The sequence below is a fragment of the Roseibium sp. Sym1 genome (assembly GCF_027359675.1).
Classification (GTDB): domain Bacteria; phylum Pseudomonadota; class Alphaproteobacteria; order Rhizobiales; family Stappiaceae; genus Roseibium.
On sequence record NZ_CP114786.1, the window covers coordinates 435,328 to 459,411 of the forward strand.

The 24,084-nt window shown below is 60.9% G+C and carries 23 protein-coding genes; 7 read left to right on the top strand and 16 right to left on the bottom strand.

Features of this window, described 5'->3' with window-relative positions:
- Window positions 1-25: 25 nt before the first annotated feature.
- Window positions 26-2,701, bottom strand: coding sequence for a bifunctional diguanylate cyclase/phosphodiesterase (locus O6760_RS01985; RefSeq protein ID WP_269583813.1), 2,676 nt, complete (start codon window positions 2,699-2,701; stop codon window positions 26-28).
- A gap of 145 nt (window positions 2,702-2,846) precedes the next feature.
- Complete coding sequence (locus O6760_RS01990; RefSeq protein ID WP_269586200.1) at window positions 2,847-3,752, bottom strand: EamA family transporter; 906 nt, start codon at window positions 3,750-3,752, stop codon at window positions 2,847-2,849.
- 251 nt (window positions 3,753-4,003) lie between these two features.
- Here O6760_RS01990 and dapD point away from each other — a divergent pair, with 251 nt between their 5' ends.
- Window positions 4,004-4,855, top strand: a complete 852-nt coding sequence (dapD, locus tag O6760_RS01995) for a 2,3,4,5-tetrahydropyridine-2,6-dicarboxylate N-succinyltransferase (RefSeq protein WP_269583814.1) — start codon at window positions 4,004-4,006, stop codon at window positions 4,853-4,855.
- A 58-nt stretch (window positions 4,856-4,913) separates the two neighbouring features.
- Here the strand turns inward: dapD and O6760_RS02000 are convergent, their stop codons facing one another.
- Genes O6760_RS02000 through O6760_RS02010 form a run of 3 tightly spaced genes read right to left on the bottom strand, consistent with a single transcriptional unit; the run spans window position 4,914 to window position 7,147 of the window.
- Window positions 4,914-5,498, bottom strand: coding sequence for a hypothetical protein (locus O6760_RS02000; protein ID WP_269586201.1), 585 nt, complete (start codon window positions 5,496-5,498; stop codon window positions 4,914-4,916).
- Between the two features lie 5 nt (window positions 5,499-5,503).
- Window positions 5,504-6,676, bottom strand: a complete 1,173-nt coding sequence (dapE, locus tag O6760_RS02005; protein ID WP_269583815.1) for a succinyl-diaminopimelate desuccinylase — start codon at window positions 6,674-6,676, stop codon at window positions 5,504-5,506.
- Between the two features lie 45 nt (window positions 6,677-6,721).
- The gene (locus tag O6760_RS02010) at window positions 6,722-7,147 is read right to left on the bottom strand and encodes a DUF805 domain-containing protein (RefSeq protein WP_269583816.1); all 426 of its coding nucleotides are present in this window, start codon (window positions 7,145-7,147) and stop codon (window positions 6,722-6,724) included.
- 225 nt (window positions 7,148-7,372) lie between these two features.
- On the opposite strand from O6760_RS02010, the gene O6760_RS02015 reads away from it, so the two are divergent.
- Window positions 7,373-9,607: a mechanosensitive ion channel family protein gene (locus O6760_RS02015; RefSeq protein WP_269583817.1), complete on the top strand. Its 2,235-nt coding sequence runs from the start codon at window positions 7,373-7,375 to the stop codon at window positions 9,605-9,607.
- A gap of 224 nt (window positions 9,608-9,831) precedes the next feature.
- Window positions 9,832-10,599 carry a DUF2189 domain-containing protein gene (locus O6760_RS02020; RefSeq protein ID WP_442969910.1) on the top strand — a complete coding sequence of 256 codons (768 nt, stop codon included), beginning with the start codon at window positions 9,832-9,834 and terminating at the stop codon, window positions 10,597-10,599.
- Between the two features lie 89 nt (window positions 10,600-10,688).
- On the opposite strand, the gene O6760_RS02025 is transcribed toward O6760_RS02020, so the two are convergent.
- Entirely contained in the window at window positions 10,689-10,934 is a 246-nt protein-coding gene (locus O6760_RS02025) for a hypothetical protein (protein WP_269583819.1), read from the bottom strand.
- 3 nt (window positions 10,935-10,937) lie between these two features.
- Between O6760_RS02025 and O6760_RS02030 the strand changes: the two genes are divergently transcribed.
- The gene (locus tag O6760_RS02030) at window positions 10,938-11,603 is read left to right on the top strand and encodes an FkbM family methyltransferase (protein WP_269583820.1); all 666 of its coding nucleotides are present in this window, start codon (window positions 10,938-10,940) and stop codon (window positions 11,601-11,603) included.
- A gap of 24 nt (window positions 11,604-11,627) precedes the next feature.
- Here the strand turns inward: O6760_RS02030 and truA are convergent, their stop codons facing one another.
- The 5 genes from truA to def form a co-directional block, all read right to left on the bottom strand.
- Window positions 11,628-12,449 (bottom strand): tRNA pseudouridine(38-40) synthase TruA, encoded by an 822-nt coding sequence (gene truA, locus O6760_RS02035; RefSeq protein ID WP_269583821.1) that lies wholly within the window; start codon window positions 12,447-12,449, stop codon window positions 11,628-11,630.
- Window positions 12,449-12,985, bottom strand: coding sequence for a GNAT family N-acetyltransferase (locus tag O6760_RS02040; RefSeq protein WP_269583822.1), 537 nt, complete (start codon window positions 12,983-12,985; stop codon window positions 12,449-12,451). The genes truA and O6760_RS02040 overlap by 1 nt, the downstream gene beginning before the upstream one ends.
- Before the next feature lie 22 nt (window positions 12,986-13,007).
- A complete protein-coding gene (gene fmt, locus O6760_RS02045; protein ID WP_269583823.1) occupies window positions 13,008-13,946 on the bottom strand; it encodes a methionyl-tRNA formyltransferase in 939 nt (312 codons plus the stop codon).
- A gap of 236 nt (window positions 13,947-14,182) precedes the next feature.
- Window positions 14,183-14,815 (bottom strand): MarC family protein, encoded by a 633-nt coding sequence (locus O6760_RS02050; protein ID WP_269583824.1) that lies wholly within the window; start codon window positions 14,813-14,815, stop codon window positions 14,183-14,185.
- 37 nt (window positions 14,816-14,852) lie between these two features.
- Entirely contained in the window at window positions 14,853-15,371 is a 519-nt protein-coding gene (def, locus tag O6760_RS02055; RefSeq protein WP_269583825.1) for a peptide deformylase, read from the bottom strand.
- Between the two features lie 125 nt (window positions 15,372-15,496).
- Between def and O6760_RS02060 the strand changes: the two genes are divergently transcribed.
- Window positions 15,497-16,681: a DNA recombination protein RmuC gene (locus O6760_RS02060; protein ID WP_269583826.1), complete on the top strand. Its 1,185-nt coding sequence runs from the start codon at window positions 15,497-15,499 to the stop codon at window positions 16,679-16,681.
- Between the two features lie 111 nt (window positions 16,682-16,792).
- Here the strand turns inward: O6760_RS02060 and O6760_RS02065 are convergent, their stop codons facing one another.
- From O6760_RS02065 to O6760_RS02075, 3 genes are read right to left on the bottom strand one after another with little or no spacing between them, the layout of a single operon-like run.
- Entirely contained in the window at window positions 16,793-17,659 is an 867-nt protein-coding gene (locus tag O6760_RS02065) for a C40 family peptidase (protein ID WP_269583827.1), read from the bottom strand.
- Window positions 17,660-17,687: 28 nt separating this feature from the next.
- Entirely contained in the window at window positions 17,688-18,038 is a 351-nt protein-coding gene (locus O6760_RS02070; RefSeq protein WP_269583828.1) for a MarR family transcriptional regulator, read from the bottom strand.
- 60 nt (window positions 18,039-18,098) lie between these two features.
- Window positions 18,099-19,493 (bottom strand): leucyl aminopeptidase family protein, encoded by a 1,395-nt coding sequence (locus O6760_RS02075; protein ID WP_269583829.1) that lies wholly within the window; start codon window positions 19,491-19,493, stop codon window positions 18,099-18,101.
- Between the two features lie 218 nt (window positions 19,494-19,711).
- Between O6760_RS02075 and O6760_RS02080 the strand changes: the two genes are divergently transcribed.
- Entirely contained in the window at window positions 19,712-20,485 is a 774-nt protein-coding gene (locus O6760_RS02080; RefSeq protein ID WP_269583830.1) for a tetratricopeptide repeat protein, read from the top strand.
- Between the two features lie 507 nt (window positions 20,486-20,992).
- Here O6760_RS02080 and O6760_RS02085 read toward each other — a convergent pair.
- Window positions 20,993-21,601: a LysE family translocator gene (locus O6760_RS02085; RefSeq protein ID WP_269583831.1), complete on the bottom strand. Its 609-nt coding sequence runs from the start codon at window positions 21,599-21,601 to the stop codon at window positions 20,993-20,995.
- 90 nt (window positions 21,602-21,691) lie between these two features.
- On the opposite strand from O6760_RS02085, the gene O6760_RS02090 reads away from it, so the two are divergent.
- Window positions 21,692-22,591, top strand: a complete 900-nt coding sequence (locus tag O6760_RS02090; protein ID WP_269583832.1) for a LysR family transcriptional regulator — start codon at window positions 21,692-21,694, stop codon at window positions 22,589-22,591.
- A gap of 242 nt (window positions 22,592-22,833) precedes the next feature.
- On the opposite strand, the gene O6760_RS02095 is transcribed toward O6760_RS02090, so the two are convergent.
- Window positions 22,834-23,958, bottom strand: a complete 1,125-nt coding sequence (locus tag O6760_RS02095; protein WP_269583833.1) for a hypothetical protein — start codon at window positions 23,956-23,958, stop codon at window positions 22,834-22,836.
- Between the last annotated feature and the right edge of the window lie 126 nt (window positions 23,959-24,084).

The window sequence follows — 24,084 nt, forward strand, 5'->3', positions numbered from 1 at the left end:
CGCGCCCGCACCGCCGCAAGGCGTTTCAGGACGCCTTGCGCCACGTTTCCGCGCGCACGAATTCAATCAACCTGTCGGATGACATCGGGGCAGCGAAGGCGTAGCCCTGGAGCGCGTCGCAGCCCAGATCGCCCAGGATCCTTGCATGCTCCATCGTCTCGACACCTTCGGCGACAACCTTGATGCCGAGGGACTGGCCGATTTCGATGATCGAGGCGACCAGCCTGCGCTGGCCTTCCGAATGGGTGATCGGCAGGATCAGTTGCCGATCGATCTTCAACCGCGAGGGGCGCAGGTGAATGAGGCTGACGATCGATGCGTAGCCGGTTCCGAAATCATCAATCTCGATGTCAATTCCGACCTCCCGCAGACGTTCGAAATTGGCGGTGATGAGGTCGTTCTTTTCGTCGAGGAAGATGGATTCCAGGAGTTCGAACGACAGCGTGCCCGGCTCAAAGGACAGGCCATCGAGGCTCTCCATCAGGTTCGCGTCGTTGAGCCGGCCGGCCGACACGTTGACCGACATCTTGGGGATCTCGATCCCGGCGGCCTTCCAGCGCGTGGATTGCCACAGGGTCTGCTCCAGGATGACACGGTCGATCAGCGGCACGACGTTGAGATCGTCCGCGGTCCTCAGGAAAACGTCCGGGGTCAGGATGCCCTCGACGGGATGATTCCACCTGGCAAGCGCTTCCACCCCGGTGATCTGCAGGGTTCGGGCATCGAACTGGGGCTGGAAGTACGGCAGGAATTCCTGGCGTTCCAGGCCACAGAGAATGTCGTCGGCAACCTTCTTGTTGCGGACGATTTCCGATTTCAGCGTGTCGGAGAAGAATTCGAACCGGTTGCGGCCGTTGCTCTTGGCCCGGTAAAGCGCGATGTCGGCGTCGATCAGCAGATGCCGTCCGTAATCGCTGACCGTGGTGTCGGCCATGGCAATGCCGATACTCACGCCGATCCGGCATTGATGGTTCTCGAAGGGAACCGGCTGACGCATCTGCTTGATGATCCTGCCTGCCAGGGCCGCAAGCGCCTCCTCGTTCGTGGGTTCGGTAATGGCGATGACGAATTCGTCCCCGCCGATGCGGGCGACGAAGTCGGTGCTGCGGGCCTTTTTCTTGAGGACCGACGCCGCGTGCGTCAGCATGCTGTCGCCGGCCGCGTGACCGAGCGTGTCGTTGATGTGCTTGAACCGGTCCAGGTCGATGTGCAGCAATGCGGTGGGCTTGCGTACCGATTGTTCGTCAAGGAGATGCTGATCCAGAAAACGCCGGTTCGGCAATCCGGTGAGACTGTCGTGCAGCGAATGATGCTCCATGAGCGCACGCGCGTCTTCCAGGTCACGGTTCCTGTCCTCGGCGTTCTGCTTTGCCTTCAACAGCCGCGTCTTGAGCTGGATGTCGCGGGAGACATCCCAGTTGACGCCGAGTATGTAGCGCTGGTCACGATTGTTGGTATGAACCGCACCAATGGCCCTGATCCAGCGCGTCGATCCGTCCCTCAGGATCACACGGAAGTCGGAATGATACATGCCACCGGCAGAGATCGCGTCCCAGTATTCCTTTTCCGCGGCCTCGCGATCATCCGGATGCAGGCACTCGGACCAGATGGTGTAGTCCGACGTATCGCGGCCGTCCTCGATGTCGTAGAGCTCGCGCATGCGCCCGTCCCAGGTCAATTCGCCGGTTTCCAGATTGAGTTCCCAGATGCCGATCTTCGACGTGTCGAGTGCAAGCTTCAGGCGTTTCGAAAGACCTTCCATCTGGTTCTGGCGGCGCTTGAGTTCGCGCATGTGGCCGCGGCGCTGGTCGTAAAGCTGGCCCGCGACGAAAATCGGCAGAATGACCAGAAGACCGCCGATCACGATGAGCGAGCGGACCTGCCAGGTGTTTTCGGGCATGTCGGACCAGCCGCCTTTCGGGATCGCCGCGATCTGCCAGCGCCCGGACGGCAAGACGATTTCCGAAAGGACGGGACTTTCGTCCAGGACCTGCCCGTCACCGAAAAAGACGCTCTTGTCCGACACGTCTGCGTCGCGTCCCGAAATCGCTATTTCGATCGGCAGGTCCGGATCGGTCAGGCCGCTGTCGGCGTAAAGGCGCTCGGCATCGACAACGGCGGCCACCAGGCCCCACAGGCTCCGGGTGCCGTCGTCATTCTCGGTAAAGACTGGAAATCGCCCGATGAAGCCGATACCGCCCTGCAACAGGTTGACGGGTCCGGCCAGGATCATCTCGCCGGACTCCACCGCCCGCATCGCCGCTGCGCGTTGCTGCTCGTTTTTCCGGTAATCGAGCCCGATGGCTTTTTCGTTGCCTTCCATCGGATACATCAGGCTGACAACAAGATCCGGCGCTCCGGCAACATTTCGGAGCTGGGAGTGCTTTCCGATCAGGGAACGGGAAATGCGGCCAAACTGGTCCTGGCTGATGTCCGGCTGGGTGGCGATCAGGGCCACCAGTCCCCGGACAAGCTGCAGGTTGCTGTTGATGTTGCCTTCAAGCCTCGCCCGGACCAGGCCAAGCTGTTCGCCCACATCCGCGCGGGCGCGCTGCATGTGGACCGACCGGTTCTGCACTTCCGCGAAAATTCCGGCAACAATCGTCACGGAGAATGCGATTGCGACCGCGGCAAGACCTATCAGGCTTGGCCGCGACAGAATGAGGCTGGCGTCCAATCGTGAAAAAAAAGACTTCGGCATCGCACCTTCGTAAGTTGAGCACTCTCCAACTTCGCTCGATTATGACGACCGAGTCTTGGATCTTGTTTCAGAATATCATTAAAAACGAAACAAATGCCTAAAGGTCACTTTGCCTTCCTGGGCGTCATGCCGGCCACGTGCCCCCTCACCTGAGCAACACGACCCCCACCACCGCTGCCACGATCAGGATGCAGCCGAAGATTTCCGACCTGACGATCACCTCCTTGAACACGAGCCAGGAGGCCAGGAAGGTGAACACCAGTTCGACCTGGGCGAGCGCACGCACGTAAGCCACGTTTTGCAGGGTCATCGCCGTGAACCAGCCGATGGAGCCGGCCACGCCGGACGCGCCGACCCAGACGGCAGCCCGCCAGGCCGTCAGGCTGGCACGCAGCTGGTCCGGTTCGCGCGCCGCCATCCAAACGGCCATGACAATGGTCTGAAACAGGGTCGCAAAAACCAGGGCGTAGGCCGCCTGCATCGGTACGCCCGTCCCTTCCAGAGACAGGGACGCGGTCCGGTAGGCAACGGCGGAAGCACCGAAGAAGGCGGCCGACGCCAGCCCGATCAGGGCGGGACGGCCGACCAGGCTGCTGCGGATGGCGGCGGCTGTGAGAGGCACCCGCGCCAGTGAAATCACGATCACGCCGGTAATGCCGATCAGGATGCACACGCCGGCGGTCAGGGTGATCTGCTCGCCCAGAACCAGAAAGCCGAACAGGGCTGCCTGGATCGGTTCTGTCTTGGAATAGGCGGTTCCGACCGCAAAGTTGCGGTAGGAAAACAGGTGAATCAGCAGGAAGGTCGCCAGGATCTGCGCCAGACCGCCCAGCGCACCCGCCACCAGCAATGTCAGTGTCGGTCTCGGCAAGGCATAGCCGAAGACCAGATGCAGCACCGCCAGATAGGCAATGGCGAAAGGAACACCGTAACCGAAGCGGACAAAGGTCGCCCCCGTGGTGCCCAGCTGGCCCTTCAGGTGTTTCTGCATGGCCGTGCGCAAGTTCTGGCAGAACGCCGCGCCTATGGTGATCGGGATCCAGAGCTCCACTGCACTTCTTTCCATTTTGTTGATTTGGCCTCATGATTCCAGATCAACGATCAACTTAAAACTGCCAAAATCACATCCGACTATTTATTTTTTCTCATCTTTTTAAACGAGCAGCCGCCGCGATGCCCCCGCGTGGAGGGCAAGGCGGTGACGGCTATGCGACACCCCCCGGGCCTGACACGCTTGACAGCGCAGCATCGGGGGGCTTAGGTCCGCGCCAGAAAAGTCAACGCTCGGAGACCACCTGCCAGATGACCCAAGATCTCGCTTCCCTGTCCAAGATCATCGATGCGGCTTTCGAAGACCGTGCCGCCATCGACACCAGCACCACCGGTGAAGTCCGGGATGCGGTCGAGGAAACCCTGAACCTTCTGGACCGGGGCGAGCTGCGCGTTGCCGAAAAGACCGGCGGCGACTGGACGGTCAACCAGTGGGCCAAGAAAGCCGTGCTGCTGTCCTTCCGTCTCAACCCGATGGACGTCATCAAGGGCGGCCCGGGAGATGCCACCTGGTGGGACAAGGTTCCCTCGAAGTTCGAAGGCTGGCGCGGCATGGATTTCGAACGGGCGGGCTTCCGCGCCGTTCCCAATTGCACCGTTCGCCGCTCCGCCTTCATCGGCAAGGGTGTCGTGCTGATGCCGTCCTTCGTCAACCTGGGCGCCTATGTCGATGAAGGCACGATGGTCGACACATGGGCGACCGTCGGCTCCTGCGCGCAGATCGGCAAGAATGTGCACCTGTCCGGCGGCGTGGGCATCGGCGGCGTCCTGGAGCCTCTGCAGGCGGGGCCCGTGATCATCGAGGACAATTGTTTCATCGGCGCCCGTTCCGAGGTGGTCGAGGGCTGTATCGTGCGCGAGGGCTCCGTGCTCGGCATGGGCGTCTTCATCGGCCAGTCGACCCGGATCGTCAATCGCATGACCGGCGAGATCAGCTACGGCGAAGTGCCGCCCTATTCCGTGGTCGTCGCCGGATCCATGCCGACTTCGAGCAAGATGGGCAACGGCGAACCGGCCCCGAACCTCTATTGCGCGGTGATCGTGAAGACCGTCGACGAAAAGACCCGGTCCAAGACCGGCATCAACGAATTGCTGCGTGACTGAGTTTTCAGCCCGCACCTGACGAAAGCTTTTTGGACCCGCCCTTACGAGGGCGGGTTTTTCATGTCCCCCACATCAGGCCGACAAGCTGGGAAATCACGAGGGTCAGAAGCACGTCGAGGACGACAACGCCGATCGACAGACCGATGGGGGCCTGCAGCGCGATCCGGGCGACGAGAAAACGGTACCAGATCACGACCAGCAGGCATGTGAGCGACAACAGCACCGCAATGCCCGCACTGATGACACCGAGCAGGAACAGAAGATAGGTAATGAGATACGGCACCGATGCCAGCAGGCTGGTCCAGTTGCGCACGACAATGAACGGGACATAGCGGTTCGAGATGCCGATGGGTACCGCCACGACCGCGAGCAGCAATGGCAGCGCCAGCCAGTCGATTCCCAGTCCGACCGTCTGGGCAAACCAGAAGGCGTCGTTGGGAAAGGCATCCGGGTGGTACAGGTTCTCGGAGAAATAGAATCTTTTCTCGGCAAGACCGCTGACCAGGAACGCGGGCACCAGCAAAAAGATGACCTGGAAAGACCGCCAGAACCCCTGGATCGACTGATCGAAAAACGCCATGCCCTCCGGCCGGTTGCGCAAAAGCAGCCAGGAGCCGTCCAGTGCCGCGCGGATTTCGCCCATGTTGATCAAATTCGACCTGCTCCCGAAAAATAGCTGCCCAGGAAGCTTTTGTAGACCGCCGCGAGCCGATCGAGATCGGCGGTTGCAACACATTCGTCGACCTTGTGCATGGTCTGCCCGACAAGGCCGAATTCCACTACCGGACAATAGTTCTTAATAAAACGTGCATCGGACGTGCCGCCACCGGTGGACAGCTCCGGGGTGCGGCCGGTTACGGCTGCAACCGCATCGGAGAGCGCGCTGATGAGAGCCTCGTCCTTCGTCAGGAAGGATTCACTTGCATCGCGCTTGAAGTCCAGACCCAATTCAAGATTTCCGATATCGACACTTTCCAGCGTCTGCCTGATCCTGGCCTTCAGGCTGTCAAGCGTCCACTCGTCGTTGTAGCGGATGTTGAAACGCGCCTCGGTCCGCGCGGGGATGACGTTGAACGCCGGGTTGCCGGTATCGACGGTAACGATCTCCAGATTGGACGGCTGAAAACGGTCGTTGCCGTCGTCCAGCTTCAGGGCGTCAAGCGCCGCCAGGAGCCGGAGGAGACCGGGTACTGGATTGTCGGCCAGATGCGGATAGGCAACGTGTCCCTGCACTCCCCGGACGCTGACGATGCCGGACAGCGAGCCGCGCCGGCCCACCTTGATGGCGTCCCCAAGCATTTCCGGATTGGTTGGTTCGCCGACAATGCAGGCGTCGAATACCTGGCCTTGCTCCCTGGCCCAGTCGAGCAGCTTGACCGTGCCGTTGACGGCGGGACCTTCCTCGTCACCGGTGATCAGGAAGGAGATCGTTCCACCGAAATCCGGTCCGTTTTCCTGAACGAAATCGAGTGCCGCGGCCGCAAAGGCGGCAATCCCGCCCTTCATGTCGACGGCGCCGCGTCCATAGAGCATGCCGTCGGCAATCACACCGTCAAAAGGGCCGTGGCTCCAGTCGCCCTCCGCGCCGGCGGGCACGACATCCGTGTGCCCGGCAAAGACGAAATGAGGCGCACCGCTGCCGATACTGGCAAAGAGGTTCTCGACGTCGGGTGTGTCCGTGTCCCGGAACGTGACACGGCTGACCTTGAAACCGGCGCCGTCCAGCAAGGTTTCCAGAGCCTGGAGCGCGCCGCCCTCGGCCGGAGTGACCGACGGACAGCGGATCAGGTCCTGTGCGATGGATACGGCGGAAGCGGGCATGGAGAAGTCTCTTGTCTTGATTGGATTCTCGGCGGCAGGGCTTGCTCAGCGCTTGCGCCAGTAACTGTTCGGCACCGGCCCGTGCCGGTTGGCTTCGGCCTTGCTCGGAACGATACCCAGGAAGATGAGCATGATCAGATTGAAGACAGGCACGAAAATCAGCAGCGCCAGAAAACCGCTTTGGCCGATGTCCTGCAAGCGCTTGATCACCAGGGCCAGTTCGAACCATTGCAGCACGAAGAACAGAACCGGGAACAGCGGATTGGTCCCGAGATATTCGCCGGCCATCAGGGATTCGGGAGTCGGTGTCTCGACGGAGGACAACCACCAGATCCGGATCGCGATGCCAAAGACGATCCAGATCAGTATGAAGCACAGCCAATAGGGTTCGCGGCTGATGCGGCCGATCGGGCTTAACAGGGCCCACAGGGGGCCCGGGGAAATATTCGCGCTTGGAGGAGAGGTGCTCATAAATCCCGCTCGGTTTGATGGATCCTGCATGGAGGTAGACGCATAAGCGGAATGGATCAAGCTCTGACATGCACTAGTCATGGACAGGTTTGACGATGAGCCCGGATGCAGCAGTTTCCGCAATGGCCCCGCGACGCGGCGGGACCGGGTAATTTTAGTGGAAATTGCACGGTCAGCGTGTCTAACTTGGTTTCGAAGGTTCAACGAAGACGAGGGGGCTCGCCGATGACCGGTGCCTGGAAAACAAGACTAGCTGCCTGTGCGCTCACCCTTTTTCTCGTCCATGCGCTGTCGTTTCCCCTGACCGCCCTCGCCCAGGAAACCGCGTCGAAACTTCCGCCGGAATTGCAGCCCGACGCCATGGAAAAGCTGGTCTCAGATCTCGACCCGGGACAGGTCAAAGCCCTCACCGACCTGATGACGCTGCTGCAGCAGGGCGCCGCCGCAAAAGACGGTTCCGGCGTGCCGGCGGCGGAGGAACCCGGGCTGCTGGAGCGGGCGCAGGCGGGTCTGAGCCGATTCGGCGACATGATCGGCGGGAACTTTCTGGCACTCCCAACCCTTTTCACGGGTCTTTTTGCCAGCCTTGGCGCTCTCTTTTCCGGAAGTGTGGCAGGCCCCATCCATGTTCTGGCCGGCGCCGTGGCCCTGATCCTCGCGGCCGGTTTCGCGGCGGAATTCGCGGTGAACCGGCTGTTCGCCAAAAGGCGCGAGTCCATCCAGGCACGCAAGCCGGACAGCCTGTTTGAAACGGTCAAGCTGGTGTCCAACCGTGCGGCCATGGACCTTGGTGGCCTGGTGGTGTTCGCCATCGTCGCCTTCGCCGTTGGCCGTATCGCCATTTTCGATCCGGGGACACGGACCTTCGCCTTCCAGGCAGTCTACTGGATCGTGTTCCTGCCGCGGCTCGTCGCCGCGCTGCTCCGGTTCGCACTTGCTCCGCATCGGCGCGAGCTGCGCCTCGTCACGGCGGACGACACAACGGCCAGGTCGCTCTATCACAGCTTCACCTCGCTGTTCGCCTTTGTCGGCGTGGTGTTTTTCCTGCGCAACATCATGATCGAGGCCGGCGAGAGTGCCATCGCGGAAACCTACCGCTTTTTCATCGGCTTTGCCGTCAATGCCTGGATCGTTGCCGTGATCTGGAAGGCGCGCCACGGACTGACCAGCATCATCCTGGGTGACGACGAGGAACCGACCTCCGGCCTCGAACGCATGGCCAGGTTCTGGCCCTATTTTTCCATGGCCTTCATCGTGTTCAACTGGCTGCTGGTGCAGGTCACCACAAGCATGGGCATCGAGGCACTGACGGCGGGCCGGTCGCTGGGCGTGATCGCGCTGGTGGTGTTCGCGCCGTTTCTCGACACCATGGTGCGCGGCATCGTCTCGCATATCGTGCCTCCGATGCAGGGCGAAGGGCCGGTTGCCGAAGCCGCACACATGCAGACACGGCACAGCTATGTCCGCATTGCCCGTGTCACCCTGCTCGCCTTCCTGATCCTGGCTGTCGGACGGATCTACGGCCTGAACCTCCTTGCCATCGGCGGCGATGACGGCTCGTCTGTTGCGAGGCACACGGTCGTCTTCCTCCTGATCCTGGCCGCCGGCTATCTTGCCTGGGAGATCGTCAACCTGTGGGTGGCCCATCAACTGGCCAAGGATTCCCCGCCGACGGCATCGCAGGATGATGACGCGGAGATGGGCGGCGCCGGCAAGTCGCGCCTGGCGACGATCCTGCCGCTGATCCGGGTGGTGGCGCAGATCACCATCCTTGTACTGACCGCGCTCCTCGCCCTCAGTCAGCTCGGCGTCAACATCACGCCGCTCCTCGCCGGTGCCGGTGTCGTCGGCCTGGCGGTCGGCTTCGGGGCGCAAACGCTGGTGCGTGACGTCGTTTCCGGGGTCTTCTTCCTGATGGACGATGCCTTCCGGCTCGGTGAATTCATCGATGCTGGCGGCACGATGGGCACCATCGAGAAAATCTCGATCCGCTCGCTGCAGCTGCGCGGCACGCGCGGTGCCGTGCATATCGTTCCCTATGGCGAGATCCCGAAACTCACCAACCTCAGCCGCGACTGGGTGATCATGAAGCTCCAGTTCACGGTGCCTTTCGACACGGATGTCGAAAAGGTCCGCAAGCTGTTCAAGAAGATCGGCCAGGAAATCATGGAGATGGACGAGTTCAAGGACGACATCCTGGCGCCGTTCAAGGGCCAGGGCGTCACCGGCGTCGACGATGTCGGCATCCTGGTGCGCGGCAAGTTCACCACCAAGCCAGGCAAGCAGTTCGGCGTGCGCAAGGAAATCTACAAGCGCGTCCAGCAGGCCTTCGACGAGAACGGCATCCAGTTCGCCCGCAAGGAAGTCCGCGTCAACATTCCCGAGAGCGCCAATCTGGACGACAAGCAGAAGGAAGCCGTCACGGCAGCCGCCGCTGCCGCCACCGCCTCGGGGACCTAGCCCGCCGCGGAGTGAAAACCATCCGCGCTTTCGCGGGGATGGCATCCAGGGAAAGACTGCCCTGCCACATAAGCCCTTCTCCCGATTGAGCCCGGCTGCCTTCCATGCCTAAGATTGCCTGTCTGCGGGAGGCAGACGGGCTTTTGGGAGGAAGCTGCGGAATGAGTGACAACACATCGCCCCCTCAGGGCACCGGGGCTCCGGCCAATGGCGGGCTGAAGCCCATGCCCAAGGTCAACAAGATCACCGCCAACGACATCATCGATGCGCTGGCCGCAGGTCTCGCCGATTTCCGGAGGGCACCGATTTACGGCCTCGTCATCGGAGCGGTCTTTGCCGCGGGCGGGTTGTTCGTGATCCTGAGCGCAGCGGCGCTCAAGATGAGCTACCTGTCCTACCCGGCCGCAGCCGGGTTCGTCCTGCTCGGGCCGTTTGCCGCCGTCGGCCTCTACGAGGTCAGCCGGCGTCTTGCCAGCGGCGAGGAGCTTTCCTGGTCGACCATCCTCGGCACCATGTGGGCCCAGAAAGGCCGCGAGCTTTCCTGGATGGCCTTCGTGGTCCTGTTCATCCAGATCATGTGGATGTATCAGGTCCGCCTGCTGCTCGCCCTGTTCCTCGGCTTCCGTTCGTTCGCCTCGTTCGACGAATTCCTGACCGAGGTGGTGTCGACACCGGAAGGGCTGATGTTCCTGGCCGTCGGCCACGTGGTCGGCGCGATCCTGTCGCTGATCCTGTTCTCGCTGACCGTGATCTCCTTCCCGCTGCTGCTGGAAGAAGACCGGGACTTCATCACCGCCATGATCACCAGCGTGCGCGCGGTCGTCACCTCGCCGGTGCCGATGATCGGCTGGGCGATTGTCGTCACCGCCATCCTGATCGTCTCGATGGCACCTGCCTTCCTCGGCCTGATCGTCACCCTGCCGATCCTCGGCCACACGACGTGGCATCTCTACAAGAAATGCGTGGTGATCCCGGAGGAAGGCTCAAGCTGACTGGCATCAGTCAGCTGCAACCTGTTTGCCAACGCGCATGCCCCCTCAACTATCGTCTGAATGACTTCGGAACCAATTCGTGTTTAGTTTCAAAAATGCGCAATATTGCAACAACGTCTGCGGTTGTGTTTCCCCAGCGTTGCGAGGTTTAAAGTTCCGGCAAAGCCATGCTTCGTTCGAGACAAAAAGAAAGTGGCAAAAAACGGAAGAGGTTTGCCCAGGAGTTCCTGTTCAACATCAAAAACAGAGCGCTTTTTCTCAAGCTTATAACGCTTTACACCAAGGTGAACAAAAGCTGGAAAATCGCTGTTTCGGACAATGATCGTTTCTTCCAAGTCATGGACCAACAGGGGAACCGGCTGGACATCATTCACAAGAACAGGCTGCCCTTTTACAAGACCGGTATCGCTCCTCGGGTGTTCGGTCTGCTCAACGATTACATGATCGATCCTGATGAACTTCAGGAAAACGATGTCGTCCTGGATTGCGGTGCCAATGTCGGAGAGATCGGCGTAGGTTTGCGCCTGGCCGGCAAAAACGTTTGCTACCTGGCTTTCGAGCCGGGCGAAGAAGAACACGCGGCCTGTGCGGTCAACAATCCGGATAAAGCCTGCGAAAAAAAGGCGCTCTGGAACGAAACCACCGTTCTGCAATTCTTCGAAAAGTCCGACAGCGCGGATTCCTCTCTGATCGAATTCGGCGACTACAACTCCGTCACAAGGGTTGCGACGACAACTGTCGACGAATATTGCGCAGCCAACGGCATCGACCGGATCAAGTATCTGAAGATCGAAGCCGAGGGCGCGGAACCGGAAGCGCTTGAAGGAGCGGTAAACACGCTCGCGCAAACGCATTTCGTGACCGTCGATTGCGGTTACGAACGGGGTTTCGACAAGGAAAGCACCCTGCCGAAGGTCTGCAATCTGTTGATCGGCAACGGTTTCGAACTCATCGAGGTGCGCAAGGGGCGGTTGATCGCGCTGTTTGAGAACAAGCGCAATTGAGTCAGACCGCAGGGCTTGCCCGCGCTACATTTCGCCGTCATCCTCTACCGCCATCGCCGCCTTGCGCGCCTGCCAGTCCTTCTTGAGCTCGATGTCCAGTTCCGCCGACCGGTAATCGACGCGGGTGAGGTAAAGCCCGTCGGCGGGCGCGACCGGGCCGCAGGCCTTGCGGTCGCGCGCGGCCAGAGCTTTCGTGATGTCGCCCTCGCCCCACTTGCCCTCGCCGACCAGCCTGAGTGTACCGACCATGGAGCGGACCTGGTTGTGCAGGAAGGAGCGCGAGGAACATTCGGCGATGACGAATTCGCCGTCCCGGTAGACCCGGAATTCCTCGAGGGTCTTCTCCGGGCTTTTGGCCTGGCAGCGGGTGTGGCGGAAGGTGGTGAAGTCGTGATGGCCGACAAATTCCTGGGCAGCCGCGTGCATGGCATCGGCGTCGAGATCCGTCTTCACATGCCAGGCGAGGCCGCGTTGATGGGTCAGCGGCGGCAGGCGGTTCTGGATGCGGTAACGATAGGAGCGGCGGATCGCGGAAAAGCGGGCGTCGAAGCCCTCGTGCATTTCTTCCGCGTCGAGGATCACCACCGGGTCCGGCTGGCAGTGGAAATTCATCGCGCCCATGACGGTGTTCGCAGGCCAGGATTTTGAAAGATCGATGTGGCAGACCTGGCCCGTGGCATGCACGCCCGTGTCGGTCCGTCCCGCGCCGCCGATGGTGATTTCCTCGCCGGAAAAAGCCTTGACCGCGCGTTCGATCACGGCCTGGACCGACGGGCCGTTGGCCTGCCGCTGCCAGCCGCAGAAGGGCCGGCCGTCATATTCCACCGTCAGCTTGTAGCGCGGCATTATTCGAAGTCTTCAAATGGGGTGGCAAAAGCGACCTCGATCGGCAGGTCGCGGACGCAGGCGTCGTTCAGCGCGAGCGCCATGAAGGCCGCGCCCGCATAAGGTCCCTGCACCTTTTTCGCCAGCTCGGCGTCAAAACCGAAGCGCGGGTAATAGGCCGGCGGCCCGAGCACCAGCACAAGATCCTCGCCATGTTCCTGCAGTTTTTCCAGCGAGTTGCGGATCAGCGTCGTGCCAATGCCCTTGTGCTGCATCTCCGGCCAGACGGAGACGGGGGCCAGGCAGGCGATCTGCATGGCCTGTCCGGGGCCGATCGCCGCCGGCGTGACACGGCTGTAGGCGACATGGCCGACGATCCGGCCGTTCTCGTCCACCGCGACCTGTTCCAGAACCAGTGCGCCGCAATGGCGCAATGTGTGAACCAGCTTTGCTTCCCGGTCGGAGGAGAAGGCGGCGGTCACAAGATCCCTGACGGTGGTTTCGTCGGCAGGCGCAAAGTCACGGACGGTCAGGTTCGGTATGGCGGTTACGGACATGAAATTCTCCAGTCGCTCCAGACTAATTCAGAACCGTGCCGTCAGAAAGCGACGCGCCGCGCAGGAAGTCCGCGCCGCTCATCGGCTTCTTGCCGGCCCGCTGCACTTCCACGAGGCGCACGGCACCTTCGCCGCAGGCAACGACCGGCGCTTCGCCCGTGGCAATGACCGTGCCGGGCGTGCCCGTTCCTTCGGCCAGCGCGCTGCGCAGGATCTTGACCCGTTCCGCCTTGCCGCCAAGCGGCATCTCGCACCAGGCGCCCGGAAACGGCGACAGGCCGCGAATGTGATTGTGAACTTCGGCAGCCGGTTTCGACCAATCGATGCGGGTTTCCTGTTTGGAGAGTTTCGCCGCATAGGTGACGCCGTCTTCGCCCTGGGCCTGCTCGCCGAGCGCGCCGCGCGACAGGGCTGCCAGGGCGCGCACCATCAGGTCGGCCCCCAGCGGGGCCAACTGGTCGTGCAATTCGCCGGCGGTCATGTTCACGCCGATGGCGAGCGTTTCGGACATGCAGACCGGGCCGGTGTCGAGTCCCTCTTCCATCCGCATCACCTGGACGGCGGTTTCCGTGTCGCCGGCCATGATCGCCCGGTTGATCGGCGCCGCACCGCGCCAGCGCGGCAGCATCGAGGCATGCAGGTTGAGGCAGCCATATTCCGGCGCCTCCAGGATCGCTTTCGGCAGCAACAGACCGTAGGCGACGACGACGGCCACGTCCGCTTCGAGCGCCGCGAAGGCGGCCTGCTCGTCCTCGCCCTTCAGGCTTTTGGGCGTGAACACGGGAATGCCGAAGGATTCGGCCGCCTCGTGCACCGGTGATTTCTTCACGTCCATGCCGCGCCCAGCCGGCCGCGGCGGCTGGCAATAGCAGGCAACCACGTCGTGGCCCTGGCCGACGATTTCCATCAGGGTCGGCACCGAAAAATCCGGGGTGCCCATGAAGACGACACGAAGAGACATGAGGCTCCTTAAGGGTTCAAGGAAGTTGGCCCCTTATTGCGTCTCGGGCGGCGGCTTGCAAGGGGACGAATGCGGTTGTTTGGCCAAAGTCGCGTCAACAAACTCAAACGTCATCCTGAGGAGGACCGTCAGGTCCGTCTCGAAGGAGGAGCTGCCTGCACCAGAACAAGTGGCCCATCCTTCGAGACAGCGCTGACGCGCTCCCTCAGGATGACGGTGTCGGGTGAAATAGCGCGTCAGGCCAGTCCTGGCATCAGCACCTTGAGGCTGCCGGTCATCATTTCCATGGCGATCGCCGCCAGGATCATGCCCATCAGGCGGCTCATGACGCTGTTGGCGGTCTCTCCGATAAAGCGGGACAGGAACGGCGCGGCGAAGAAGGTGCCGATCAGGACCGCGATCGCCGCCGCAACACCGGCGACATAGGCGATTTCCTGTTCCACGCCGGTGACCTGGCCCCGGAAGATGATCATCGTGGAAATCGACCCGGGACCGAGCAGGATCGGCACGGTCAGCGGGTAGATCGCCGGATTGTCCTGCGATTGCATGTTGTCCTGTTCGGAGGCATGGCCATGATGGGCTTCGGTCTTCTGGCCGCGGATCAGGTCCAGCGCGATCAGAAGGATCAGGAACCCGCCCGCCAGGCGGAACGCGTCCAGGGAGATCCCGAAGATCTTCAGGACGACATCACCGGTCAGGCCGATGAAGACAGCGCCGATGCTGAGGCTGATCAGCAGCGTGAAGGCGACCTTGCGCTCGAAACCGGGGCCCTTGTCCGCCGTCAGCGACAGGAACACGGGCAGGTTGGCGATCGGGCTCATGATCGCAAAGAGCGCGGCGAAGATTTTCAGGAACAAGGCCTGATCCATGGTGTCCGCCCCCTTTTTGAACCGATCAGGCGCCGGGTCAGAGTTTTCCGGCCAGCTTGGCCTGCTTGGTGAATTTCTTGACCACCCGGTCGCGCTTCAGCTTCGACAGGTAATCAATGAACAGCTTGCCGTTGAGATGGTCAAGCTCGTGCTGGACACAGGTCGCCAGAAGACCCTCGGCCTTGATCTCCTGCTCGGCACCTTCCCGGTTCAGGAATTTCACCGCCACTTCCGCCGGGCGCTCGACATCCTCGAAATAATCGGGGATCGACAGGCAGCCCTCCTGGTAGACGGACACGTCCTCGCTCGACCAGACGATTTCCGGGTTGATGAACACCATCGGTTCCTTGGGCGCATCCTCCTTGGCGACATCCAGCACGAAGATGCGCTTCAGGATGCCGATCTGGCTGGCGGCCAATCCGATGCCGGGCGCGTCATACATGGTTTCCAGCATGTCGTCGGCCAGGGCGCGGATGTCGTCGTTGACGGCCTCGATCGGCGCGCAGGTCTCGCGCAGGACCGGGTCGGGAATGGTGATGATCGAACGTTTTGTCATGCGTCTCACATAGGCAATCGCGCGGCGGCGGTCAACGCGGAATTCTCCCGTTCCAGGCGGCTTTTCAACGTGCTTCTGACTGTGGCCGCATGGGCGTGCGCACCGAATCGTTCTATGTTTGTTTCATGAACGAGATCCTGTTTGAGTTTGGCGGCCGCCCCGTGACGGTTCTGGAAACGGCCATTGCCGGCGGCCTGTTCCTGCTGGCGCTGATTGTCTGGCTGGTCCTGAAGACCATGCGCGAGATTCGCCTGCGCAGCGAAGCCGACACTGCGTCGGCGGAACGCATCCACGAACTGGAAAGCCACCTGTCGCAGCTTCTGAAGAGCCAGGGCGAGATGACCGGGCGCATGCAGACCATGGCCGAGGTGTTCGGCTCGCGCCAGTCGGACATGATGCGCGCCGTCAACGAGCGCCTCGACGGCATGGGCCACAAGCTGAACTCCTCCATGGCGGATACCAGCAAACGCACCCAGGACGGGCTCCGGCACCTGCATGAGCGTCTCGCCGTCATCGACCGGGCGCAGCGCACGATCACCGATCTCTCCGGCCAGGTCGGCCAGTTACAGGCGATCCTCTCCAACAAGCAGACCCGCGGCGCCTTCGGCCAGGGGCGCATGGAAGCGATCATCCAGGACCAGATGGCGCCGAGCACCTATTCCTTCCAGGCGACGCTGTCCAACAACAGCCGCCCGGACTGCCTGATCCACATGCCCAACGGCGCGCCGTCGCTGGCGATCGATGCCAAGTTCCCGCTGGAAGCCTACAATCTCCTGCGCAACGCGGAGAGCGACGACCAGCTGAAATACGCCCAGGCCCAGTTCCGCCGCGACTTCACCAAGCACATCCAGGATATCGGCGAGAAATATCTCCTGCCCGGCGAGACCCAGGACACCGCCTTCCTGTTCGTGCCGTCGGAAAGCATCTTCGCGGAGCTGAACGAGAATTTCGAGGACCTGGTGCAGAAGTCCCACCGCGCCCGCGTGGTGATCGTGTCACCGTCGCTGCTGATGCTGTCGATCCAGGTGATCCAGTCGGTGCTGCGGGATGCCAAGATGCGCGAGCAGGCCCACCTGATCCAGGCCGAGGTCGGTCACCTGATCAGCGATGTCAGCCGCCTGAACGACCGGGTCGGCAAGCTGCAGTCGCATTTCACCCAGGCCAACAAGGACATCGACCAGATCCTGATCTCGACCGACAAGATCTCCAGGCGCAGCCGCAAGATCGAGGATCTGGAACTCGGCGACGTGCAGGGATCGGTCGAGGACGGCGGCGGCGAACCGCAGCTGGCGCTGACGCCAAAGGGCTGATCGCTCTATCTGCCGTGTTTGCTATTCAATACAGCGTCATCCTGAGGAGGTCCGCAAGGACCGTCTCGGGATGACGCTTCAAGTGTGGCAATCCCGATAAAGCTGGGTGCTTTATGTCAACCGCCGGGCCTTCGTGACCGCGCCCCACTCCGTCGCCGCGATCCGGTCGATCGCCTGGTCCAGCGGCTCATAGGCAACCGTCATGGTGTGACCGTTGGCATGCAACAGCATGTTCGGGCCGGTGACAATGCCGACGTGACCTTTCCAAAAGACGAGGTCGCCGCGCGCAAAGGACGCTGGATCATCGTGAGGGATCTCCTCGCCAGCTTCGGCTTCCTGCATGTCGCTGTCGCGCGGAATATCGATGCCGCCGGCCTGGGCGGCAAGCTGAATGAGCGCCGAGCAATCAAGGCCAAGACTGGTGCGTCCGCCCCACAGATAGGGCGTGCCCAGGAACTCCTCGGCCACAGCCACCCAGTCCTCGACACGATGCTCGACCGGCACCAGATGCTTTGCCACCACGGCCGAGCCATCGCTCAAGAGGGCGTAGGTCAGGCCGCGCGTTTCGGCTTCTCCGGTCACCGTTACCTGGGCCCCCATGGAGAGCAGGCCGAGCGGCGGGAATTTCAGATCCGGACCCGGGTAGCGGTAGGTCCGAAGCGCCCGCACCCGATGCGTGGCGGCCTTGATGGACCCGAGACCGTCGGAGGACAGCCAGCCGACATAGCCGTCGGTGTCGAGCTGCCCCCAGGCCCAGCCTTCCGGCGTCTGTTCATAGACGGTCACCCATTCACCGCAGAGCGCTTCCGTGTCGATCGACCGGTCCGGGCGCGGTTCGGGGCGGATTGCCAGCCGGTCGGCAGTCACCTGGAAGACTTCGCCCTCGACGAAACGGGCGGCGTCCGCGTGGCCCTCGTAGTCGCTTGCAGCCAGGTCGGCACGCACAGGATGGCGGCGGCGGTCAAATGTCTGGGTCATTCAAAAACAGATCCGGAACCGAGATTGGTCAGCGAGGCAACTCCATGGCCTTTTCGACCACGAGATCCCCAAGCTGCTCCAGGTAAAGCGCACCTTCAACCGTGCGCGTGATGATCACGTTGCGCTTGTCGGCCTCGTCACGCTTGCGCGACAGCAGGCGCATGCCGCCGAGCGTGTCCAGTGCCCGCGTGATCGCGGGCTTGGTGACGTTCAGCTTGGCCGCAAGTCCGCGCACCGTATGGGGCGGCGGTTCCAGGTAGACCGTCATGAGGATGCTCAACTGGCGCGCGGACAGGTCCTGTTCGCTGTCGCGAACCAGCGCCAGATTGACCTCATGCATCAGTTTCAGCGCCTGCGAGGCGCGCAGTTCGACAGCCATGAATCAGCGGTTTCCCATCCAGTACCATGGTCATCGAACCACAAAAACGTTTCGGAGCCGTTATTGTGCGCCCGCGTAGCGGTCCGAGATCAGGTCGAACAGGCAGCGGATGCCCTGGGCCTCGCCGCCCATCGGCTTTCCGGGCTTTTCCATCGGCGTCCAGCCGAAAATGTCGAAATGCACCCAGCTCTCCGCCTTGTCGACAAAGCGGGACAGGAACAGGGCCGCGGTGACCGACCCGGCAAATCCGGCGCCTGCCGTGTTGATATGGTTGATGTCGGCGACCTTGCTGTCGAGATATTTCATGTAGGGCTGCCAGAGCGGCAGGCGCCAAAGCGGGTCCGCCGCCGCTTCGGCCATGACCGCAATATCCTCGGCCAGCCCCTCGTCATCGGTGTAATAGGGCGGCAGATCGGGACCGAGCGCCACCCTTGCCGCCCCGGTGAGCGTCGCCATGTCGATCAGCAGCTCGGGGCTTTCCTCGTCGGCCAGCGCCAGCGCGTCGGCAAGGACCAGCCGGCCCTCGGCATCGGTGTTGCCGATCTCGACGCTGAGCCCCTTGCGGCTCGCAAGAATGTCGCCGGGGCGGAAGGCATCGCCGGAGACCGCGTTTTCAACACATGGAATGATCACGCGCAGGCGCACCGGCAGCTTTGCCGCCATGATCATTGAGGCCAGGCCGAGAACGTTGGCTGCCCCGCCCATGTCCTTTTTCATCAGGGTCATGGACGAGCCCGGCTTCAGGTTGAGGCCGCCGGTGTCAAAGATGACACCCTTGCCGACCAGCGTGATCTTCGGTGCGTCTTCCGCCCCCCAGCAGAAATCGGCCAGGCGCGGCGCGCGCGAGCTGGCGCGGCCGACTGCGTGGACCATCGGGAAATTCTGTTCCAGCAGATCCTCGCCGATGACGATCCGGCCGGTGCCGCCATGGTGCTTGAACAGGGTCGAAGCCGCCTGGGAGAGTTCTCCCGGACCAAGGTCGTTGGCCGGGGTGTTGATGAGGTCCCGGGCCAGTTTCACACCGTCGAGGATGATCGCCAGCCGGTCCAGATCGACATCATCCGCCAGCGCCAGCCGCCGGGTCTTGCCGCCGTTCTTGCGGTAGCGGTCGAACACGTAGGACGACAGCGCGAAGCCGAGCGCGGCCTGTTCCGGGTCGGGGAAGCCGTCGGCAAGGTGATAGTCGCCCGCCGGCAGCGCGGCGACGAGGCCTCCCAGGGCCAGCGGATGCGGCAGGCCTGTCTCCTCGACGCCGAAGAGCACCGCCGCGCCGCTGCCCTTTGCCGCCGGCACGACAAGAAACGTCGTCGCCTTGCCGGTGAAGTCGTTGAGGGTGCTCCAGTCCCGTGCGGCCCCGCCGAGCCCGTCCAGAACACCGGGCAGGGTCGTTTCGGTGACGGCAATCACGGGTGTCGGGTTGGAAACATCGCTTGTTCGGACGAGGCAGTCGCGCACGGGGGAACTCCGTTGGAAAGGGATCGGTTTCAAACAGGTAAGCCGACACGGGCGGCAGCGCAACAGCGCGCTGCATAAGCGGACCGGTTCTCGCAAATCGCAAGCCGGCTTAACCAAGCATTAGGGTTAATTATCTATTTCTCTAGGGGAAACCAGAGCGAGTCCCGACGGCAGAACGCCCTCGCCCTGACAGGCTGCGGACAACAAGGATGTTGAAAATGCAAGCGCCCAGAGCCCGAACCGCTTTCCGTCGCGCCAGACTTGCCTCGACGCTGATGGCCATGACGGCGCTTGTCCTTGTCGCAGGCTGCGCCTCGAACAGGTCGAACACCGGAACCCACTCACCGTCTACCGGCTACACCACGCCCGGATCGTCCCAGGCCATCGCGCAGGTCTCCAGGTGGTCCAAGGCCTATGAGCAGAACCGCAAGGACCGCACCGCGATCCTGTCCTACGGCAATGCCCTGACCCAGAACGGCCAGATGCCGCAGGCCATGGCCGTTCTGCGTGCCGGTGTGATCGCCCATCCGCAGGACCGGGAAATCGCCTCGGCCTATGGCAAGGTCCTGGCCATGAACGGCCGCTTCGACGAGGCGCTCAACGTGCTGCAGCGCGCACAGCGGCCCGACACGCCGGACTGGAAGCTGATGTCCGCGGAAGCCGCCATCTACGACCAGAACGGCAATCATGCGAGGGCGCGCAGCCTCTACAAGCAGGCGCTCAAGATTGCCCCCAACGATCCGAGCCTGCTGAACAACCTGGGCCTGTCCTATCTGCTCTCCAACGAGTTGCCCGACGCCGAATACACCCTGCGCAAGGCGGCCAGCCTGCCGGGCGCGGACAGCCGCGTGCGCCAGAACCTGGCGCTTGTGCTCGGCATCCAGGGCAAATACGACGAAGCCATCCAGGTGGCCCAGGCGGAACTCGACCCGCAGCAGGCCAAGGCCAATATCGACTACCTGCGCGCCATGATCGAAAAACGCCGCGGGTAATCGCCGTTTTCCGAAAAAGAGACGTTGCCGCGATGGTGCGACGTGCTCACCGGTGTGGGCGGGCGTGCAGGCATGTTGGCTGTTGCTCCTTGTGAATGTCCGCGCCGGGAGATGCGCCGATCTTCAGGTTTTGTTGTGCGGTGCGCGCAGATAGCCAAGCTTTTTGCGGTTTGAATTTGGTCTGGAAAGGGAGCCGGGAGGAAACAGCCGGCTTCTGCGCTTCGCGACTGGGCTTAGCTGACATTCGCCAGCCTTGGACACGCTGTCGATTCCGGCCCAAACCGGTCATTCATCTTCTGATATACCGCCGCGGTGCAGCCCGCCAAAGCCGTCATTCGTTGCATCTGCGAAGACGATTGTCCGCCAGATGCCGGCAATGCGGACTTTACTGCCGTTTGACGATCACCTGACGCGTTTCGCGAAAAACCTAGCAAACACAGCTTTTCGTGAAACGCAGCGAAACATCCATAGATCGCGGCAGTGGTTCGCCTTTCTCCTTGCCTCAGATTAAAGGCCGACCGCTTTAAAGAACTGCTGATACAACAGAAAGAATGCCAAGATCACAAGGATTGCTCCAAGTGTTTTGTTCAGCAATGCTCGGCGCTTGGGGGTTCCAAAAAACCCTTCCACTTGGCTGCCAAACACCGCCCAACTACCGATACCGAAGAAACATATGATGCAATAGAGGCAAACGAAAAAGTAGAGTGCAAGGCGGCTTTGGTCGAGCTCGAACAGGCCAACAGCTGCAACGCATGCGCCCCAAGCTTTGGGATTAAGCCATTGTAGCGCAGCACCTTGCCAGAAGTTTGGCTTTGACTGTACTGCCGAGTCCAGATTGCCGTTGGAGGTCAGCAATCTGTATCCAAAATATACTATCAGACCGGCGCCGAAAATAGTTAACGCATCAATAACATATCCAAAACGCGTGGCTATTGCCGATAGCCCAAGCCCGATCAGTAATAGCAACAGGGTAAATCCGATGGTCGCGCCCAATACGAAGCCAAGGGCGCTGCGCGCACCGTGGTTCAACCCGGTCGACAATGTGATGAGGTTAACAGGGCCAGGCGAAATTGACATCGTCAGCGCAAATAGCGTCATGGCAGCAGTTTGTTCCATTTGGCTTTCTCCTATTCAAAGGGAGATAACCAAACGGGTGACATCAAACAAGTTGAAGTATTTAATCTAATAGTTAAACTGGATTGCATAATGATAGAGCACTTGAAATCCATTGCGGTGTTTGCCGAAGTCGTGCATTCGGGTCAGTTCCGTGTAGCGGCTGATCGCTTGAAGATAACCCCCTCCGCCGTCAGCTACCATATCCGTACACTGGAAGAAGCTGTCGGAACGCCTCTGTTATACCGGTCTACTCGGCGGTTCACGCTGACCGCGAGCGGAGAAAAGCTCTTTAAGTCCGCCGAGCTCATGTTGAACGCCGCTCAAGCGGGATTTTCCAGCGCGCAGCCTTCGCGGGCAGGATTATCAGGTCATTTGAAAGTCACCCTAACTACGGCGCTATCTCATTCCTTTATCTCCAGGCGGATCACAGGATTTGTTTTGGATCACCCCAATGTCGATCTGCATCTGCATTTTGATAATCGGGAAACTGATCTTGTTGCTGAAGGAATTGATATCGCTATCCGAATTGGAAAGCTTCGCGATTCCAGTCTGCTATGCAAGCTAATATGGGACATGCCGCGGATTCTGGTTGCGAGCCCCGAATTTGTTCAAAGACACGGCCCGTTTGAAGGACCTGAGGATCTGCGTGGTGTTACGTGGATCAGATTTGCCAGCATGGAAAACCAGCGAACACTTTACGCACCAAACGGAACGAAAATCCAGATCGAGCAAGCTGGAAACCTCACCGTAAACAGCATCGAAGCCATGGTCGATCTGACCATTTACGGAGCGGGCCTGTCTTCCCCACCGACACATTTTGTCGAGAGCAAACTTACATCGGGTGAACTGGTTGCTTGTCTGACGGATCATCGAATACCCGATTTGCCGGTCTACGCAATTTGGCATCGAACAACTGTCCCCAACCTCGTGGTAAGGGAGTTCATCGACCGCCTTGCGGGTACAAGTGCTGACGGAAAGACGCACGAGTAAGCGTAGGCTGCGGTGTCTCAGCAACCGGCATTTTGGGCTCGGAGCAGACTTGCGGCGGCGCAGGATGCCGATCCTGATCTTGGTGCGTGCCTGGTGGACACAAACGGCCCGGAGCCGCCGTTCGCAAGGCGTTGACGAAATGCCCGCTTCGCGCCTCCAATCCTGTCGACTTTGAGGTGACCTACCAGTTCAATTTGCCATCGCAGATCTCGCCTCTCTCCGGAGGCTGGCATTAAGCCACACTATCGTTTGACTTCCCATTCCTTAAAGTCGGTTTCCTGCTCGTTGAAGAACCCTGCTGGCAAAGGATAAGCTGCTTCCGGATTTGGCAGAAAACGGAACTGCGCCCGTTCGCCCTGGCCCGCTAGATCATAAAATCCCAGAAGGGCGACGCCGGTGAACTCCGGGTATTCCTTGGTCAGCCAAACATCTTTCAAATAGCGATCATGATCGGCGGGGTCGCCCAGAATGTCGTCGTCGTGGATAAAAGTGATGAACGGAAAACCCGGCGCTGACTGTTTGCGGCTGCGACGGCGGTTCTTTTCGAAGATCTTGCGGTAGCTCGGCGGGGGACCATGGATGGCGATCGCCCGACCGCCGCGCATGAATGTAAAGCCAGGCAAGCGCACGCCCGTATGGACATCCTCTAGCCAGCCCCCCATCGTCACAGTCAGGAAATCATCTTCTCCACCAATGATCGGCGGTTGCCGGATGACCCTGACGTTGAACTCGCCCTCGACCGTGACGTCCGTCTCGTCGCCTTTCATACCGGCTGCAAAAATCAGGGTCGCGAAGTTCTTGTCGGGAATCAGCTGCCGCACCTTCTCCGCCGAGTTCTCGTGCAGCAGGTAAAAATTCAATTGGTCACAAGTCGGAAGTTTTTCGTAAATCAGATCTGCCAACTCCTGCTTAGGATCGAGGTCGAAATATTTGTCGGTCATGATGCATTTGCATTCGACGTAAACCGCTTCTCCTTCAGTCGTGGTGCATTTTAGGTCAGGCTTCGACGGTTGACCCTCAATCTCTGGCTCAAACTCGATCTCCTGGTCCTGCTTCGCAAGCCACAGAGCCGTCTTTGCGGTGAAGAGATGATTGTCGAATGACTCCTTGCTGTACCCGAGAATGTGTCGTTTAAACCCGGCAAATCCCTCAACAGGCTCCAAGATGCCGGCTACATTCAGCATCCGATCGATGTCGGATGTTTTGATATCGTGAGGGAAAAAGCGCGGATAGTTGAGCCCGAATATTCGGGCGAGTGTGAGAGTCACCTTCTTGATTTCGTCCAAGCTCAGGCTGCGGTCGTCCAGATACTCCTGGGTCGTATTTAAGGTGAAATTGACCTGCTTTCCTTCTGGCTCGTCGCTCACAGCAAGCTCCCCTAACGCACTTTCCGAGTCTCTGGCCACCGACAAGAAAGTTTTACCGCGCGGTGCACTACACGCGATTGAATGGTATTATTCACATTAGTCGTCATCGCGTCTTAGGACATATTG

Coding starts and splice junctions, on each gene's coding strand:
- O6760_RS01985 (WP_269583813.1), bottom strand. CDS start 2,701: ATGCCGAAGTCTTTTTTTTCACGATTGGACGCCAGCCTCATTCTGTCG.
- dapD (WP_269583814.1), top strand. CDS start 4,004: ATGACCCAAGATCTCGCTTCCCTGTCCAAGATCATCGATGCGGCTTTC.
- O6760_RS02000 (WP_269586201.1), bottom strand. CDS start 5,498: ATGGGCGAAATCCGCGCGGCACTGGACGGCTCCTGGCTGCTTTTGCGC.
- dapE (WP_269583815.1), bottom strand. CDS start 6,676: ATGCCCGCTTCCGCCGTATCCATCGCACAGGACCTGATCCGCTGTCCG.
- O6760_RS02010 (WP_269583816.1), bottom strand. CDS start 7,147: ATGAGCACCTCTCCTCCAAGCGCGAATATTTCCCCGGGCCCCCTGTGG.
- O6760_RS02015 (WP_269583817.1), top strand. CDS start 7,373: ATGACCGGTGCCTGGAAAACAAGACTAGCTGCCTGTGCGCTCACCCTT.
- O6760_RS02020 (WP_442969910.1), top strand. CDS start 9,832: ATGCCCAAGGTCAACAAGATCACCGCCAACGACATCATCGATGCGCTG.
- O6760_RS02030 (WP_269583820.1), top strand. CDS start 10,938: ATGGACCAACAGGGGAACCGGCTGGACATCATTCACAAGAACAGGCTG.
- truA (WP_269583821.1), bottom strand. CDS start 12,449: ATGCCGCGCTACAAGCTGACGGTGGAATATGACGGCCGGCCCTTCTGC.
- O6760_RS02040 (WP_269583822.1), bottom strand. CDS start 12,985: ATGTCCGTAACCGCCATACCGAACCTGACCGTCCGTGACTTTGCGCCT.
- fmt (WP_269583823.1), bottom strand. CDS start 13,946: ATGTCTCTTCGTGTCGTCTTCATGGGCACCCCGGATTTTTCGGTGCCG.
- O6760_RS02050 (WP_269583824.1), bottom strand. CDS start 14,815: ATGGATCAGGCCTTGTTCCTGAAAATCTTCGCCGCGCTCTTTGCGATC.
- def (WP_269583825.1), bottom strand. CDS start 15,371: ATGACAAAACGTTCGATCATCACCATTCCCGACCCGGTCCTGCGCGAG.
- O6760_RS02060 (WP_269583826.1), top strand. CDS start 15,497: ATGAACGAGATCCTGTTTGAGTTTGGCGGCCGCCCCGTGACGGTTCTG.
- O6760_RS02065 (WP_269583827.1), bottom strand. CDS start 17,659: ATGACCCAGACATTTGACCGCCGCCGCCATCCTGTGCGTGCCGACCTG.
- O6760_RS02070 (WP_269583828.1), bottom strand. CDS start 18,038: ATGGCTGTCGAACTGCGCGCCTCGCAGGCGCTGAAACTGATGCATGAG.
- O6760_RS02080 (WP_269583830.1), top strand. CDS start 19,712: ATGCAAGCGCCCAGAGCCCGAACCGCTTTCCGTCGCGCCAGACTTGCC.
- O6760_RS02085 (WP_269583831.1), bottom strand. CDS start 21,601: ATGGAACAAACTGCTGCCATGACGCTATTTGCGCTGACGATGTCAATT.
- O6760_RS02090 (WP_269583832.1), top strand. CDS start 21,692: ATGATAGAGCACTTGAAATCCATTGCGGTGTTTGCCGAAGTCGTGCAT.